This is a genomic window from Hydrogenophaga aromaticivorans, from assembly GCF_013387465.1.
In the GTDB taxonomy this organism is placed as follows: Bacteria; Pseudomonadota; Gammaproteobacteria; order Burkholderiales; family Burkholderiaceae_C; genus Hydrogenophaga; species Hydrogenophaga aromaticivorans.
Genome location: NZ_VYGV01000025.1, coordinates 63,617 through 78,795 on the forward strand (window position 1 = coordinate 63,617; position 15,179 = coordinate 78,795).

Here is a 15,179-nt window from a genome sequence, read left to right on the forward strand (position 1 = left end):
GGAAATTGCACAAACGCTCGGGCCCCGAATGCCATGGATTTTTCTCTGCCAGCGCCCCTGTCGCCAGGGCTCCTGATCGACCACGGGTTCTTCCGGGGCGACCTGCTGTTCGACCACGTGGCCGACACCGTGTTCTTCCTCAAGGACACGCAGGGGCGCTACACAGCGGTCAACCAGACCCTGGTCCAGCGCTGCGGCTTCGAGCACAAGTCAGAGCTGATCGGCAAGACGGCGGAACAGGTGTTCCCGCTCCCGCTGGGGTCCGGGTATTCGCAACAGGACCAGCGCGTCCTGCAAGGCGGCCCCGCGATCAACGCTCAGCTGGAGCTGCACCTGTACGGCAACCGGAAACCGGGCTGGTGCCTCACCTGGAAGGTCGCGATCACCGACGCGCAAGGCCGCATCGTCGGGCTCGCCGGTCTGTCGCGCGACATCCAGCAACCCATGGGCTCAACGAACGAGGCCGCCGCGGTGTCGCGCGCCATCGAGCACGTCGCACGGCACCTGGACTCACCGCTGCCGCTGGAAGAACTCGCCGCCCTGGCCGGTCTGTCGGTGTTTCAGCTGGACCAGCGCATCCGCGGCCTGTTTGGCGTGACGGCGGGTCAATACGTGATCCAGGCGCGCATCGAGCGGGCGTGCGACCTGTTGCGCCATTCGCGCGATCCGATCAGCGAGATTGCCCTGTCGTGTGGCTACGCCGACCAGGCCTCGTTCACACGCCAGTTCCGCAAATCGGTGGGCCTCACGCCCTCGGCCTACCGGGGCATGAGGCCATGAGCAGAAATCAGCGGGCAGCGGCTGCAGCGTTCGGGAAGAACAGCTGCTCGCCACCGATCTTGTAAGAAGCGATGGCCTTCTGCCCAGCCTCGCCAGTCACCCAGTCGACAAACTTCTGGCCTTCGGCCGTCTTCACCTGCGGGTGCTTGGCGGCGCTCACGAGCATCACGCCGTACTGGTTAAACAGGCGCTTGTCGCCTTCGACCAGCACCACCATGTCGGCGCGGTTCTTGAAGTTCAACCAGGTGCCGCGGTCGGCCAATACATAGGCGCCGCTGCTGGCGCCGATGTTGAGGGCCGGGCCCATGCCGCAACCGCATTCTTTGTAGCCAGAACCCTTGCTGGTATCGGTGTCGGTCATCTTCCAGAAGCGCAGCTCGGCGGCGTGCGTGCCGCTCTTGTCGCCACGCGAGATGAAGGGCGCGTTGGCCGTGGCCACTTTCTTCAGCGCGGCCACGATGTCGCTGCCCTTGGTGCCCGCCGGGTCGGCCTTGGGGCCGATCAGCACGAAGTCGTTGTACATGACCTCCTGGCGCTTGGCGGCAAAGCCGTCGGCGACGAACTTCTCTTCGGCCACCTTGTCGTGCACGAACAGCACGTCGGCATCGCCACGGCGTGCCATGTCGATGGCCTGGCCGGTGCCCAGGGCCACGACCTTCACGTCGATGCCGCTGGCTTTCTTGAACTCGGGCAGCAGGTAGCTGAACAGGCCGGACTGTTCGGTGGATGTGGTGGACGCCACGACGATGCTGCTTTGCGCCAGCGCGGCGGTGCTGGCCAGCAGGCCCGCGGTGATGAAGCCGGCCGCGGCCAGCAGGCGCACGACGGTGCGGCGGGAAGAGAGGGAAGCTTTCATGTGGTTTCTCCTTTGACAAAAGCGCTGGCCTGCGGCGAACGTTGTTCGAGCAGGTCCTGGTTGAAGAAGTCGTGCACCGGCAGATCGGCCAGCACACGCCCCTGTTCGAGATAGATCACGCGGCTGGCCAGGCGCTTGACCTGGCCGAGGTTGTGGCTGGCCAGCACCAGCGTGGGCGGCCGTCGTCCGGTTGCGGGCAGCTCGTCGCCAAAGTCGGCGATCAGCGCCTCCACATCGCGCTTGGCGTGCGGGTCCAGGCTGGCGGTGGGTTCGTCAAGCAGCCACACGTCGGGCTGCAGCGCCCAGGCTCGCGCCAGTGCCACGCGCTGCTGCTGCCCGCCCGAGAGCGCGCGGCCGTTGCGATCGGCCAGGTGCACGAGGTCGACACGCACGAGTGCCTGCTGCGCACGACCGCGCGTCTGCACCCAGGGCACTCCGCTGAGCCACAGGCCGAGCTGCAGGTTGCGCCGCACCGACATGCGCAACATGTGCGGCCGCTGGAACAGCATGGCGATGCGCGAGGCCTGTGGCACCCGACGCTGTCCCGAGGCGATGGGCAGCAGACCGTGCAGCGTGCGCAAGAGCGTGCTCTTGCCGCAACCGTTGGGTCCGACCAGGGCCACGCGCTCACCGGCGTCGATGGTGAGCGTGATGTTGCGCAGCGCTTCAACCTGGGCCGCAGGACCCAGGCTCACGTTCACGTCCTGCAGTTCCAGCACGGTGTCCTGTCGCACCGTGGCGCCGGCCGCGCTGCCTTCGGTGGGGCGTTCGATCCTCATGTCGTGGCCATCCGCAGGTCGCCACCGTCCAGGTGCTCGCGCCAGCGGCGCAACAGCGCCACCAGGCTGTTGAGCAGCAGCACCACGGCCAGCAACACGATGCCCAGCCCGAGGGCCAGCGGCAGATCGCCCTTGCTGGTTTCCAACGCGATGGCGGTGGTCATGACGCGGGTGAAACCTTCGATGTTGCCGCCCACGATCATCACCGCGCCCACCTCGGCGATGGCGCGGCCAAAAGCAGTGATCAGCACCGTGAGCAGGGCGTAGCGCTCGTCCCAGGCCAGCAGCAGGCTGCGCAGGCCCAGGCGGGCGCCGAGCGACGACAACTGTTCGCCGTGGCTGCGGTCCACGTCTTCCACCACCTGGCGTGTGAGCGCGGTGACCAATGGCAGCACCAGGATGGCCTGCGCCAGCACCATGGCCTGGAAGCTGAACAGCCAGCCCAGAAAACCCAGCGGCCCCGAGCGCGAGAGCAGCAGGTACACCACCAGCCCCACGACCACCGCCGGCACGGCCAGAAAGGTGTTGAGCAGCGTCAGCACCACGCCCCGACCCGCAAAACGCGACACCCCCAGCCAGGCGCCGAGCGCCAGCCCCAGGCTGCAGGCCAGCAAACAGGCCGTGGCGCTCACCGCCAGCGAGCGCAGCACGATGGCCCAGAGGCCCGCGTCGCCCGAGAGGATCAGTTGCAGCGCGGTTCCCGCGCTATCGGAAAAGGTGTTCATATGGTGCGTACGAGCTTACGTGGGCACCGCGGGTTTGAGAGTACGTAGTGACGCGGTATGAACCCGTGTGCATAGGCTCCAGGCCAGCGGCGACGGCGCTTGAGGCACACTCGCGGCCATGAGAAAGGTCGAGCTTTCGTATTCGCTCACAGCACATGGCACGGGCCGCACGCCCCACCACGCGCTGCTGCGCAACACCATGATGGACGTGCTGCACGCCGTCCGGGAGCGGGGTTCCATCTCGGGCGCGGCGCGCTTTCTGGGTCTGTCGTACCGCCACGTCTGGGGCCAGCTCAAGGCCTGGGAAACCGAGCTGGGCCAGGAACTGCTGGTGTGGGAACGTGGCCAGTCGGCCCTGCTCAGCCCGTTCGGCGAGCGCCTGCTGATGGCTGAGCGGCTGGCGCAGGCGCGCCTGGGGCCGCAGATGGAAAGCCTGCGGGCCGAGCTGGAGCGCGCCTTTGCGCTGGCGTTCGAGCCCGAAACCAGCGAAGCGGGCGCCGAAGTGCTGACCCTGTACGCCAGCCACGACCACGCCCTGAACGAGCTACAGGACATCGCCGCCAGCCCGGTGGCCGGGGCAACGGGTCTGCACCTGGACATCCGCTTCTGCGGCAGCGTGGACGCCATCCGCGCGTTGAACGAAGGGCGCTGCGTGCTGGCGGGTTTTCACACTCAGCCGTTCGCCGACGCGACCAGCCTGAGCGCACGCACCTACCGCCCGCTGCTCAAACCGGGCACGCACAAGATCATCGGCTTCGCCCGCCGCTCCCAGGGCCTGATGGTGGCGCCGGGCAACCCACTGCGCCTGTGGGACATGCGCGATGTGGCACGGTTGCAGGCACGCTTCATCAACCGCGCCAAAGGCACAGGCACCCGCCTACTGCTCGAAGAACTGCTGACGCAGGCCGGCATGGACCCGATCGATCTGCGGGGCTATGACCGCGTGGAAAGCTCACACGCCGCCGTGGCGCAGGCGATCGCCAGCGGTGACGGTGATGCGGGCCTGGGCACCGAATACGCGGCGCGCAGCCAGGGCCTGGGCTTCGTGCCCCTGACCGATGAGCGCTACCTGCTGGTGTGTCTGAAGTCCGCGCTGGAGCTGCCCGCGGTGAAGCGTCTGCTCGCCCTGCTGGGCAGCCAGGCGTGGCAGGCGCGACTGGACAGGTTGCCTGGGTACACGAGCGATCACAGTGGCGAGGTGGCCGCCATGAAACGCCTGCTGCCCTGGTGGCGGTAGAGGGTCACCCCTGCCGCGCTGCGCGCGACCCCCTCAAGGGGGCGATGCCAGCGGCCCGACAAAGCCCCTTGAGGGGCGGAGCAGCCACACGCAGTGGGCAAGCGATGGGGGTGTGCCCAGCTAAAAAGCTTCTTTTTCCGCTTCCAGATACGCCAGGCTGGTGTACTTGCCGATGTTGCTGTCAAAGCCGTCCATGGTCTTGGCGCGGCTGGCGACCCGTGGATCGCTCAATACGAGTGTCTTGGCGCCGTCGATCGGTATGCCTTCCTTGACCGCCCGCACGCAAGGTTCCCAGATACCCTTCATGAAAGTGCCGTAGGTGTCGAGCAGATCCTTGCTGCCGCGACCGTGGCCGGGCAGCCAGAGCTGATCGCCCGCCGCCTTCTTCAGTTCATCGTAAAACTTGAAGGTGCCGGGGTAGGAGCCATCGTCCATGTTGGCGATGCGGTTCGCCATGGCGATATCACCCACGTAGGTGAGCTTGTCCTGCACGATCTCGAAGCACAGGTCAGACGGGGTGTGGGCGCGGCCGTAGTGGTGCAGTTTGATCTGCACATCGCCATAGTCGAACACTTGGCCATGTTCGACCACCTTGTTGGGCGCCACCACCTTGGTGCCCAGCGTCGCCTGGTTGGTCCAGCGCTCCATCAGGCTGCGCCAGAGATTGCCTTCATTGCCTGCGATCTGGTCGCGCGTGTGGGCCAGCGCGTGAATCGGCAGGTCAGCGCCATAGGTTTCGGCAAAGGCCTGATTGCCCAGCCAGTGGTCGCCGTGGTAGTGACTGTTGAAGACCGCGATCACCGGCTTGGGCGTCACGGTCTTGATCATGCGGATCGCCATCTGGCCGATCTGCACCGAAGCCCCGGTGTCCAGCACCACCACGCCCTTCTGGGTGATGGCGAAGATGATGCTGGCCATCAACCCCTGGTTCTCCTGCGTCGGAAAGCCCTCTTTGGCATAGACCATCCAGACGTGCGGCGACAGCTGCTCGGGTTTCACATCGGGCACCGGCGGCCCTTCGATGAACTCGTGCACCTGCTGGGCAAAGAGCCTCACTTCAGGAACCAGGGCCAGTCCGGCCACCCCCAGCCCCGCGCCCCCCATCATGCGAAGCCACGCGCGGCGGCTGCGTTCGGTCGTGTGTGGGTTGAGGGCGTTACCGGTGTCCGCCGGTGAGGTCCGCTGCTTCATGGGGTGTCTCCTGTCTTCGGATCATCAAATAAGCATGTGCTTATTTTTGATCATAAGACGGGAACCGCCAAGCTGGCAAGCGGACCGGCGACAGGATCAGGTCGGCAGACGCCGTGCGATCTCGGCCACGAGCTGGCGGGCGAGCTGCAGCTTGGAGGCTTTGGGCAGATCGGTGGTGCCCTGGGCATCCACCAGCAGCAGGGCGTTGTCGTCCTGACCGAAGGTGTCGGGCCCGATATTACCCACCAGCAGGGGCACGCCCTTGCGTTCGCGCTTGGCCTGGGCGTTCGCCAGCAGATCGTGGCTCTCGGCCGCAAAGCCCACGCAGAACAGCTGGTGGTTCTGGGCCCGGGCGCCCGAGGCGATCCCCGCCAGGATGTCCGGGTTCTCCACAAAGGACAAGGTGGGCACCCGGCCACTGCCGTCCTTCTTGATTTTTTCGTTGGCCGACTCCACAGGGCGCCAGTCGGCCACGGCGGCGGCCGAAATGAACACCGTCGCGGTCTGGCTCAACACGTTGAGCGTCTTCTGCATGTTCATCGCCGACTTCACATTGATGCGCCCCACCCCACGCGGCGTGGGCAGGCTCACCGGTCCGGCCACCAGGGTCACGTGAGCGCCCGCTTCGTGCGCCGCACGCGCGATGGCAAAACCCATCTTGCCGCTGGAAAGGTTGGTCAACCCGCGCACCGGGTCGATGGCCTCGTACGTGGGGCCGGCGCTCACCAGCACCTGCTGGCCCGCCAGCACCTTGGGTGTGAAAAACCGCACCAGCTCGTACAGCAGTTCGTCGGATTCCAGCATGCGGCCATCACCCGTTTCGCCGCAAGCCTGATCGCCCACGCCGACATCCAGCACGGTGGTGCCGTCGGTGCGCAGCTGGGCCACGTTGCGCTGCGTGGCCGGGTGCGCCCACATCTCGCGGTTCATGGCGGGCGCGAGGATCAGCGGCACCTTTTCCAGAGGCCGCGCCAGACACATCAGGCTCAGCAGTTCATCGGCCCGGCCATGCAACAGCTTGGCCATGAAGTCGGCACTGGCCGGCGCCACCAGGATCGCGTCGGCCTCGCGGCTGAGGTTGATGTGCGGCATGTTGTTGTCCGAGCCACCGGATGAGCGCTGGTCCCACTGCGAGGTGAACACAGGGCGCCCCGACAACGCCTGCATCGTGACCGACGTGATGAACTGCTCGGCCGCCTCGGTCATGACCACCTGCACCGAGGCGCCCTCCTTGATCAGCGTGCGACAGAGCTCAGCCGCCTTGTAGCAGGCGATGCCACCCGAGAGGCCCAGGACGATGTGTTTTCCGGCGAGGTCGTTCATGGCTTCAATGTATCAGTTTGTATGCCCACCATATAGAGGCGAGAGGCCCAAACAGCCGAGCGGACATAATCGCAAGGCGATACAGTCTCCATCAAAAACCATCCAGCACCACACGCCCATGTACCTCCCATTTAACCCCCGCAAATTGTTCTCTGTCACCGTGCTGTGCTTGCTGCCAACGCTGCTGATGGCCTGCGGGGGTGGTTCGGACGATGCCCTTGACCATGTGAAACCCACCGGCGCTCCTTTGGCCAATGTGTGGTTTGCCGACAGCGAGAGCTACCACCCGCTCGACCGGCTCAAGTCCAATGGCGCTTTCTTCGCAAGTGGCGAGCGTGATCCGGGACCGGTGAACCCAGCCTATTCGGCCGCCGATCCGAGCCAGTCGAAGTGGGCAATCAATGCGTCGGCCGCGTCGGAGCCCGCTGGCCACGCGTTAACCTACAAAATGCAGATCGACCCCAGCAGCAATGTGTCGACCGCGGCGGTCAACGCCATGCGCGCCAACCTACGTATTGGACCAGACAATGGCCTGGTCACGCAGGTCTGTAAGGGCTTCCCGGACTGCTACGACAACGAAACCGCGGCGACACAGGAATTCAAAGTCACGGTGACTGCACAAGTCCAGGGTGGCAGCAATATGCTCTCGCGAAGCTTTCTCCTGATGGTGCGCGGCAACTGAGCCCGCGCCCACCCTCAGGGGCGATGATGGCGTGGGGTGCCCTCTATAATCGGCATTTCCACCTCCTGCGAGCGACCGGCTCGCCCGAGACATGACCAAATTTGTGTTCGTCACCGGCGGTGTGGTGTCCTCCCTGGGCAAGGGCATCGCTTCTGCTTCCCTGGCTGCGATCCTCGAATCGCGCGGCCTCAACGTCACCCTCATCAAGCTCGACCCGTACATCAACGTGGACCCGGGCACCATGTCGCCCTTCCAGCACGGTGAGGTCTTCGTCACCGACGACGGCGCCGAAACCGACCTGGACCTGGGCCACTATGAGCGTTTCATCGAAACGCGCATGAAGAAGACCAACAACTTCACCACCGGCAAGATCTACCAGTCGGTGCTGGAGAAGGAACGCCGCGGCGACTACCTCGGCAAGACGGTGCAGGTGATCCCGCACGTCACCAACGAAATCCAGGAGTTCATCAAGCGCGGTGCCGGCATCGGCACGCCCGACGCGGTGGACGTGGCCATCGTTGAAATCGGCGGCACGGTGGGCGACATCGAGTCCCTGCCTTTCCTGGAGGCCGTGCGGCAGATGAGCCTGCGCATGGGGCCGAACAACACGGCCTTCGTGCACCTGACCTACCTGCCGTGGATTGCCGCCGCTGGCGAGCTGAAAACCAAGCCCACGCAACACACGGTGCAGAAGCTGCGTGAGATCGGCATCCAGGCCGACGCCCTGCTCTGCCGCGCCGACCGCCGCATCCCGGAAGAAGAGCGCGCCAAGATTTCACTGTTCACCAACGTGCCCGAGTGGGGCGTGATCAGCATGTGGGACGTGGACACCATCTACAAGGTGCCACGCATGCTGCACGAGCAGGGCCTGGACGGCCTGATCTGCGACAAGCTGCGTCTGAATACACCCCCCACCAGCCTCAAGCGCTGGGACAGCCTGGTGCACGAGACCGAACACCCGCAAGGCGAGGTCTGCATCGCGATGGTCGGCAAGTACGTCGACCTGTCCGACAGCTACAAGTCGGTCAACGAAGCGCTGCGCCACGCCGGCATGCGCAACCACGTGCGCGTGAAGATCGATCACGTCGACTCGGAGACCATGGAAGGCGCCGACGCCGCGGACAAGCTCGCTCAGTACGACGCCATCCTCGTGCCGGGCGGTTTCGGCCAGCGCGGCGTCGAGGGCAAGATCAACACCGCCCGCTTCGCCCGCGAACACAAGGTGCCTTACCTCGGCATCTGCCTGGGCATGCAGGTGGCCACCATCGAGTACGCCCGCCATGTGGCCGGCCTCGCAGGTGCCAACAGCACCGAGTTCGACCCGGCCACCCCGCACCCGGTGATCGCCCTGATCACCGAATGGAAGGACGCCGATGGCAGCATCCAGACACGCAGCGCGAGCTCCGATCTGGGGGGCACCATGCGCCTGGGCGCCCAGAGCTCCGACGTCGAGAGCGGCACCCTGGCCCACAGCATCTACGGCGATGTGGTCACCGAGCGCCACCGCCACCGCTACGAGGCCAACGTCAACTACCTCGAACGCTTGCGCAAGGCCGGCCTGGTGATCTCCGCGCTCACCCAGCGCGAGCAACTGACTGAAATCGTCGAGCTGCCCAAGGCTGTGCATCCCTGGTTCATCGGCGTGCAGTTCCACCCCGAGTTCAAGTCCACGCCCTGGAACGGACACCCCCTCTTCAACGCCTTCGTCAAGGCCGCGGTGGAACACCAGCACAGCCGCCAGGCCGCCCTTGCCGCGTAACGGAACGCCCTCATGAAACTCTGCGGATTCGATGTCGGTCTGGACCAGCGCTTCTTCCTGATCGCCGGCACCTGCTCGATCGAAGGACTGCAGATGTCCATCGACGTCGCCGGTCAGCTCAAGGAGGCTTGCTCGGCGCTGGGCATTCCGCTGATCTACAAGGGCTCGTTCGACAAGGCCAACCGTTCTTCGGGCACCAGCCAGCGCGGCGTGGGCATCGACGCCGGCCTGAAGATCCTGGACGAGGTGCGCCGCCAGCTGGACCTGCCGGTGCTCACCGACGTGCACGACACGTCGCACGTGGCCGAAGTGGCCAGCGTGGTGGACGTGCTGCAGACGCCGGCCTTTCTGTGTCGCCAGACCGATTTCATCCGCGCCGTGGCGCAGTCGGGCAAGCCGGTGAACATCAAGAAGGGCCAGTTCCTCGCGCCCTGGGACATGAAGAATGTCATCGATAAGGCCCGCGATGCAGCCAAGGAAGCCGGCCTGTCCGAAGACCGTTTCCTGGCCTGCGAACGCGGCGTGAGCTTTGGCTACAACAACCTGGTGGCCGACATGACCAGCCTGGCCGAGATGCGCAAGTCCGGCGCGCCCGTGGTGTTCGACGTGACCCACTCGGTGCAGAAGCCGGGCGGCCTGGGCTCGGTCAGTGGCGGTGCCCGCGAGATGGTGCCGGTGCTGGCGCGTGCGGGTGTGGCCGCCGGGGTCGCGGGCCTGTTCATGGAAACCCATCCCAAGCCCGCCGAGGCCTGGTCGGACGGCCCCAATGCCGTGCCGCTCAAGCACATGAAGGCGCTGCTCGAAACACTGGTGGCGCTCGATGCCGTCGTCAAGAAAACACCACTGCTGGAGAACGACTTCCAATGAGCGAAGCGCCGGACCGCCCCAAGCAAGCTCGCACCGCAGCCCGTGAGGGCGAAGGTTCAATACCTTGTGCGTACATCATTGCGGAAGTGACCGTCACCAACGAAGAGCAGATGAAGGTCTACCGCGAATGGAGTTCGCGCGCCATGACGGAATTTGGCGCCGAGGCGCTGGTCCGCGGCGGTCGCGTCGAGCCCCTCGAGGGCGACTGGCATCCGCAGCGTGTGGTCGTGCTCAAGTTCAAGGACCTGGCCACCGCGCAGGCCTACTACCACTCCGAAACCTATACCCATGCCCGCCAGTTGCGGGAAGGCGCGGGCTCGATCCGCATGTTTGCTGTCGAGGGCGTCTGAGCGTCCTCATCTTTTTTGTTTTGTTGATCCAAAGGTTGAAAACATGAGTGCAATCGTTGATATCGTCGGCCGCGAAGTGCTGGACAGCCGTGGCAACCCCACCGTTGAATGCGACGTGCTGCTGGAGAGCGGCGTGATGGGCCGTGCGGCCGTGCCGTCGGGCGCCTCCACCGGCAGCCGCGAAGCCATCGAGCTGCGCGACGGCGACAAGAGCCGTTACCTCGGCAAAGGTGTCTTGAAGGCCGTCGAACACATCAACACCGAAATCTCCGAAGCCGTGCTGGGCCTCGACGCTTCCGAGCAGGCCTTCCTGGACAAGACCCTGATCGACCTCGACGGCACCGACAACAAGGGCCGCCTGGGCGCCAACGCCCTGCTCGCTGTGTCCATGGCCGTGGCCCGCGCCGCCGCCGAAGAAGCCGGCCTGCCCCTGTACCGCTACTTTGGTGGCATGAGCGCGGTGCAGATGCCCGTGCCGATGATGAACGTCATCAACGGCGGCGAGCACGCCAACAACAACCTCGATCTGCAAGAGCTGATGATCATCCCTGTGGGGGCACCGAGCTTCCGCGAGGCCCTGCGCTACGGCGCTGAGGTGTTCCATGCGCTGAAGAAGATCCTGCACGACCGCGGCATCAGCACGGCCGTGGGCGACGAAGGCGGCTTTGCCCCCAACGTGGACAACCACGAAGCGGCGATCCAGATGATCCTGGAAGCCATCGACAAGGCCGGCTTCGTGGCTGGCGAGCAGATCGCCCTGGGCCTGGACTGCGCCGCCTCCGAGTTCTACAAGGATGGCAAGTACGAGCTGGCCGGCGAAGGCCTGAGCCTCACCGCCCAGGAGTGGACCGACATGATGGCCAACTGGGTCGACAAGTACCCCATCATCAGCATCGAAGACGGCATGGCCGAAGGCGACTGGGACGGCTGGAAGCTCATGACCGACCGCCTGGGCAAGAAGGTGCAGATCGTGGGCGACGACCTGTTCGTCACCAACACCAAGATCCTGAAAGAAGGCATCGACAAGGGCATTGCCAACTCGATCCTGATCAAGATCAACCAGATCGGCACGCTGACCGAAACCTTTGCCGCCATCGAGATGGCCAAGCGCGCGGGTTACACCGCCGTGATCTCGCACCGCTCGGGCGAGACCGAAGACAGCACCATCGCCGACATCGCCGTCGGCACCAACGCCGGCCAGATCAAGACCGGCTCGTTGTCGCGCTCGGACCGCATGGCCAAGTACAACCAGCTGCTGCGCATCGAAGAAGACCTGGGCGAAGTGGCCGTGTACCCGGGTCGCGCCGCCTTTTACAACTTGAAGTGATGTCTGCGGGCCTCTTGCACCGATAGACTCCTGCCACCATGGGTTCACGCTTCATCCCCGCCCTCCTGATCACGCTGCTGCTTGTGTTGCACGCGCAGCTCTGGTTCGGTCGGGGCAGCGTGCCCACGGTGTCCGGCATGAAGCAGGAGCTGGCCAAGCTGGAGCACAGCAACCACGAGGCCACACTGCGCAACGACCAGCTGGCCAGCGAGGTGCGCGACCTGCAAGAGGGCCTGGACATGGTGGAAGAGCTGGCCCGGCAAAACCTGGGCATGGTCAAGCCCAACGAGGTCTTTGTCCAGATCGCACAGACCCGGCCCTGAGCGGCTGAGCGTCTTTCGCGCATCACCGCCATCACGCACCGTTGAACGCCCCGCCCGTGGCCACGACGATCACGCTGCTGGGTGGTGAATCCACCGGCAAGTCCGACCTGGCGCAGGCGCTGTGCCGGCACCTCAACGACGTGCTCCACATCCCCACTGCGCTCGTTGCCGAACAACTCCGGCACTGGTGCGAGACCATGGGTCGCGCGCCGCGCGCCGATGAACAGTCCGCTCGCGCGGCCGAGCAGACAGCGCTCATCGCGCAGGCTGCCAGCCAGCAGGGTGTGGAGCTCGTGGTGGCCGATACCACCTCGCTCGTGATCGCGGCCTACAGCGAGCTGTACTTCAACGACTCCTCACTGCTGCTCGCCGCCCGGGCCGAACAGCGCGGCTACGGCCTGACACTGCTGATGGGGCTGGACCTGCCCTGGGTCGCCGACGGCCTGTTTCGCGACAGCCCGGCCGTGCGCGACGCCACCGACGCGGTGCTGCGACGCGAGCTGCAGATCGCCGGCGTGCGTTACCAGACCATCTATGGAAAAGGCCCCGCACGCCTGCAGCAGGCCTTGAGGGCCATCGGCAAGCACCTCGGCCGGCCGCTGCTGGCCGACGACCCGGTGCTGCGCCAGGGCCGGGGGCGCTGGGTCTGCGACAGTTGCAGCGACCCGGACTGCGAACACCGCCTGTTCAGCCAGCTTCTGACCACCGATCACGCCAAGGACCCGCCACCATGATCCCGGCGCAACCCCTGCCCGACTTCCGTTCACCCGATTTCCTGCGTGCACACGTGCGCGACTGCATGGCCTTCTACCACCCCCGGGCCATCGACCCCAGCGGTGGTCTGTTCCATTTTTTCCGGGACAACGGCGAGGTTTACGACCGCCACACCCGTCACCTGGTCAGCAGCACCCGCTTCGTCTTCACCTACGCCATGGCCGTGCGCTCGGGGGCCGACGCCTCGCACCGCCAGGCGCTGTCCCACGCCTTCGACTTCCTGCGCCGCGCGCACCGCGACCCCCACAGCGGTGGCTACACCTGGCTGCTGGACTGGCGCGACGGGAAGAAGACCGTGCTCGACAGCACCCAGCACGCCTACGGCCTGGCGTTCGTCCTGCTGGCCCACGCACACGCCTTCATGGCCGGTCTGCCCGAGGCGCACGCCGGCATCGCCGAAACCTTCGAACTGCTGGAGCAGCGCTTCTGGGAACCGGACCACGGCCTCTACGCCGACGAGATCGGCCCCGACGGGGTGCTCAGCGACTACCGGGGCCAGAACGCCAACATGCACCTGTGCGAGGCGCTGCTGGCCGCCTTCGACGCCACCGGCGAGACCCGCTACCTCGTCCGCGCCGAGCGCCTGGCCGATCACATCTGCATCCGCCAGGCGGCGCTGGCCGATGGCCTGGTGTGGGAACACTACCGCGCCGACTGGTCAGTCGACTGGGACTACAACAAGGACGACAAGAGCAACATCTTCCGCCCCTGGGGCTTCCAGCCCGGCCACTTGACCGAATGGGCCAAGCTGTTGCTGTTGCTCGATCAGCGCCGCCCACGCGCCGACCACCTGCCGCGCGCCCGGTTGTTCTTCGACACCGCGATGGCGAAGTCGTGGGATACCGAACACGGCGGCCTGTTCTATGGTTTCGCGCCCGACGGCAGCGTGTGCGACAGCGACAAGTATTTCTGGGTCCAGGCCGAGTCGCTGGCCACGGCGGCGCGCCTGGCCCAGGCCACCGGCGAGGCGCGCTACTGGGCCGACTACGACCGCCTATGGGCCTACGCCTGGCAGCATTTCGTGGACCATCAACACGGTGTCTGGTGGCGCATCCTGCGCGCCGACAACACCAAGATCAGCGACGAAAAAAGCCCCGCAGGCAAGGTGGACTACCACACCATGGGGGCGTGTCACGACGTCCTCGACACACTGGGCCAGGGCGCGCGGCGGCTGCGCGCGACAACCTGACCCTGCCCGCCGTTCACTGAAGATTGGGCGTGGCGGGCGGCTGCGTGTGCGGCTGCAGAAACACCTGCGCCGCGTCCACCGGATCGAACCGGTACTGCGCGCCGCAGAAGTCGCAGCCCACCTCCACCTGGCCCTGCTCGGCGATGATGGATTCGATCTCGTCGCGCCCCAGGCTGCGCAGCATGCCGCTCACGCGCTCGCGCGAGCAGGTGCAGGCAAAACGCGGGCCTTCGTCGCCCACGAGGGGTTCGAAGCGGCGCAGGTCTTCTTCCCAGAACAGGCGGCGCAGGATGGTTTCGGCGTCCAGCTCCAGCAGCTCCTCGCGTTTGAGGCTGGCGGCCAGGATGGCGATGCGGTTGTAGTCCTCGTTCAGGCCGATCTGGTCTTCGTCCCTGGCCACCGCGCCGGCACCGGCCAGGTTGGCCTCACCCTGCAGCGGCAGGCGCTGGATCAGCAGGCCTGCGGCCACCTTGTCGTTCGCGGCCAATACCAGGCGGGTGTCGAGCTGCTCGCTCTGCAGCATGTAGTGTTCGATCACCTCGCTGAGCTTTTCCAGCTTCTCGTGGCGGTCCCCAAACAGCGGCACCACGCCCTGGTAGGGCTGCTGGCCCGGCTGGCGGTCCTTCGGGTCGAGCGTGATGGCACAGCGGCCCGTGTTGTTCACGTTGACCATGTGCGAGAGCGGCGCATCGGCCGCCACCTCGCCCAACACCGTGGCCGTGGCGCGCAGGCTCAGGTCGGGCTGCACCTCGGCCACGGCGAGCTTCACCGGGCCGTCGCCCATGATCTGCATGACCAGCGCGCCATTGAACTTGATGTTGGCCTGCATCAGCGTGGCCGCGGCGGTCATCTCGCCCAGCAGTTCCTGCACCGCCGCCGGATAGCCGCCCGCCTGCTCGCGCCGCTGCAGGATATCGGTCCAGGCACCGGTCAGGCGCACCAGCATGCCGCGCACGGGCAGGCCTTCAAACATGAATTTGTGGAGTTCGGACAAGGGGTTCTTTCGATTCGGTCAAC

16 protein-coding genes are annotated in these 15,179 nt (G+C 65.8%); 10 read left to right on the forward strand and 6 right to left on the reverse strand.

Translation table 11 applies throughout. The features are described from left to right. Positions 1-33 precede the first annotated feature (33 nt). Positions 34-780, forward strand: coding sequence for an AraC family transcriptional regulator (locus F3K02_RS22380; protein ID WP_177138092.1), 747 nt, complete (start codon positions 34-36; stop codon positions 778-780). Positions 781-787: 7 nt separating this feature from the next. Here the strand turns inward: F3K02_RS22380 and F3K02_RS22385 are convergent, their stop codons facing one another. From F3K02_RS22385 to F3K02_RS22395, 3 genes are read right to left on the reverse strand one after another with little or no spacing between them, the layout of a single operon-like run. Continuing rightward, positions 788-1,636, reverse strand: coding sequence for an ABC transporter substrate-binding protein (locus F3K02_RS22385; protein WP_177138104.1), 849 nt, complete (start codon positions 1,634-1,636; stop codon positions 788-790). Next, a complete protein-coding gene (locus tag F3K02_RS22390; RefSeq protein ID WP_177138106.1) occupies positions 1,633-2,415 on the reverse strand; it encodes an ABC transporter ATP-binding protein in 783 nt (260 codons plus the stop codon). The genes F3K02_RS22385 and F3K02_RS22390 overlap by 4 nt, the downstream gene beginning before the upstream one ends. After that, positions 2,412-3,140 (reverse strand): ABC transporter permease, encoded by a 729-nt coding sequence (locus F3K02_RS22395; protein ID WP_177138108.1) that lies wholly within the window; start codon positions 3,138-3,140, stop codon positions 2,412-2,414. Before F3K02_RS22395 ends, F3K02_RS22390 begins: the two co-directional genes overlap by 4 nt. Before the next feature lie 118 nt (positions 3,141-3,258). On the opposite strand from F3K02_RS22395, the gene F3K02_RS22400 reads away from it, so the two are divergent. Continuing rightward, positions 3,259-4,377 (forward strand): substrate-binding domain-containing protein, encoded by a 1,119-nt coding sequence (locus tag F3K02_RS22400; protein WP_177138111.1) that lies wholly within the window; start codon positions 3,259-3,261, stop codon positions 4,375-4,377. A gap of 120 nt (positions 4,378-4,497) precedes the next feature. Here the strand turns inward: F3K02_RS22400 and F3K02_RS22405 are convergent, their stop codons facing one another. Beyond that, entirely contained in the window at positions 4,498-5,568 is a 1,071-nt protein-coding gene (locus F3K02_RS22405) for an MBL fold metallo-hydrolase (protein WP_246309723.1), read from the reverse strand. Between the two features lie 96 nt (positions 5,569-5,664). Then, a complete protein-coding gene (gene coaBC / locus F3K02_RS22410; RefSeq protein ID WP_177138113.1) occupies positions 5,665-6,891 on the reverse strand; it encodes a bifunctional phosphopantothenoylcysteine decarboxylase/phosphopantothenate--cysteine ligase CoaBC in 1,227 nt (408 codons plus the stop codon). A 118-nt stretch (positions 6,892-7,009) separates the two neighbouring features. Between coaBC and F3K02_RS22415 the strand changes: the two genes are divergently transcribed. From F3K02_RS22415 to F3K02_RS22450, 8 genes are all read left to right on the forward strand, one after another. Further along, on the forward strand, positions 7,010-7,573 hold the full coding sequence (locus F3K02_RS22415) for a hypothetical protein (protein ID WP_177138115.1): 564 nt from the start codon (positions 7,010-7,012) through the stop codon (positions 7,571-7,573). A 91-nt stretch (positions 7,574-7,664) separates the two neighbouring features. Next, a complete protein-coding gene (gene pyrG / locus F3K02_RS22420) occupies positions 7,665-9,332 on the forward strand; it encodes a CTP synthase (RefSeq protein ID WP_177138116.1) in 1,668 nt (555 codons plus the stop codon). 12 nt (positions 9,333-9,344) lie between these two features. Then, a complete protein-coding gene (gene kdsA / locus F3K02_RS22425) occupies positions 9,345-10,199 on the forward strand; it encodes a 3-deoxy-8-phosphooctulonate synthase (protein WP_177138118.1) in 855 nt (284 codons plus the stop codon). Continuing rightward, a complete protein-coding gene (locus F3K02_RS22430) occupies positions 10,196-10,549 on the forward strand; it encodes a DUF1330 domain-containing protein (RefSeq protein ID WP_218179552.1) in 354 nt (117 codons plus the stop codon). Before kdsA ends, F3K02_RS22430 begins: the two co-directional genes overlap by 4 nt. Before the next feature lie 43 nt (positions 10,550-10,592). After that, positions 10,593-11,876, forward strand: coding sequence for a phosphopyruvate hydratase (gene eno / locus F3K02_RS22435; RefSeq protein WP_177138121.1), 1,284 nt, complete (start codon positions 10,593-10,595; stop codon positions 11,874-11,876). A gap of 38 nt (positions 11,877-11,914) precedes the next feature. Then, complete coding sequence (locus tag F3K02_RS22440; protein WP_177138123.1) at positions 11,915-12,199, forward strand: FtsB family cell division protein; 285 nt, start codon at positions 11,915-11,917, stop codon at positions 12,197-12,199. A 56-nt stretch (positions 12,200-12,255) separates the two neighbouring features. Continuing rightward, positions 12,256-12,933 carry an AAA family ATPase gene (locus tag F3K02_RS22445; protein WP_343067133.1) on the forward strand — a complete coding sequence of 226 codons (678 nt, stop codon included), beginning with the start codon at positions 12,256-12,258 and terminating at the stop codon, positions 12,931-12,933. Further along, on the forward strand, positions 12,930-14,162 hold the full coding sequence (locus F3K02_RS22450) for an AGE family epimerase/isomerase (protein ID WP_177138127.1): 1,233 nt from the start codon (positions 12,930-12,932) through the stop codon (positions 14,160-14,162). Before F3K02_RS22445 ends, F3K02_RS22450 begins: the two co-directional genes overlap by 4 nt. A gap of 13 nt (positions 14,163-14,175) precedes the next feature. Here the strand turns inward: F3K02_RS22450 and hslO are convergent, their stop codons facing one another. Beyond that, positions 14,176-15,156: an Hsp33 family molecular chaperone HslO gene (gene hslO / locus F3K02_RS22455; protein WP_177138129.1), complete on the reverse strand. Its 981-nt coding sequence runs from the start codon at positions 15,154-15,156 to the stop codon at positions 14,176-14,178. Between the last annotated feature and the right edge of the window lie 23 nt (positions 15,157-15,179).

Coding starts and splice junctions, on each gene's coding strand:
- F3K02_RS22380 (WP_177138092.1), top strand. CDS start 34: ATGGATTTTTCTCTGCCAGCGCCCCTGTCGCCAGGGCTCCTGATCGAC.
- F3K02_RS22385 (WP_177138104.1), bottom strand. CDS start 1,636: ATGAAAGCTTCCCTCTCTTCCCGCCGCACCGTCGTGCGCCTGCTGGCC.
- F3K02_RS22390 (WP_177138106.1), bottom strand. CDS start 2,415: ATGAGGATCGAACGCCCCACCGAAGGCAGCGCGGCCGGCGCCACGGTG.
- F3K02_RS22395 (WP_177138108.1), bottom strand. CDS start 3,140: ATGAACACCTTTTCCGATAGCGCGGGAACCGCGCTGCAACTGATCCTC.
- F3K02_RS22400 (WP_177138111.1), top strand. CDS start 3,259: ATGAGAAAGGTCGAGCTTTCGTATTCGCTCACAGCACATGGCACGGGC.
- F3K02_RS22405 (WP_246309723.1), bottom strand. CDS start 5,568: ATGAAGCAGCGGACCTCACCGGCGGACACCGGTAACGCCCTCAACCCA.
- coaBC (WP_177138113.1), bottom strand. CDS start 6,891: ATGAACGACCTCGCCGGAAAACACATCGTCCTGGGCCTCTCGGGTGGC.
- F3K02_RS22415 (WP_177138115.1), top strand. CDS start 7,010: ATGTACCTCCCATTTAACCCCCGCAAATTGTTCTCTGTCACCGTGCTG.
- pyrG (WP_177138116.1), top strand. CDS start 7,665: ATGACCAAATTTGTGTTCGTCACCGGCGGTGTGGTGTCCTCCCTGGGC.
- kdsA (WP_177138118.1), top strand. CDS start 9,345: ATGAAACTCTGCGGATTCGATGTCGGTCTGGACCAGCGCTTCTTCCTG.
- F3K02_RS22430 (WP_218179552.1), top strand. CDS start 10,196: ATGAGCGAAGCGCCGGACCGCCCCAAGCAAGCTCGCACCGCAGCCCGT.
- eno (WP_177138121.1), top strand. CDS start 10,593: ATGAGTGCAATCGTTGATATCGTCGGCCGCGAAGTGCTGGACAGCCGT.
- F3K02_RS22440 (WP_177138123.1), top strand. CDS start 11,915: ATGGGTTCACGCTTCATCCCCGCCCTCCTGATCACGCTGCTGCTTGTG.
- F3K02_RS22450 (WP_177138127.1), top strand. CDS start 12,930: ATGATCCCGGCGCAACCCCTGCCCGACTTCCGTTCACCCGATTTCCTG.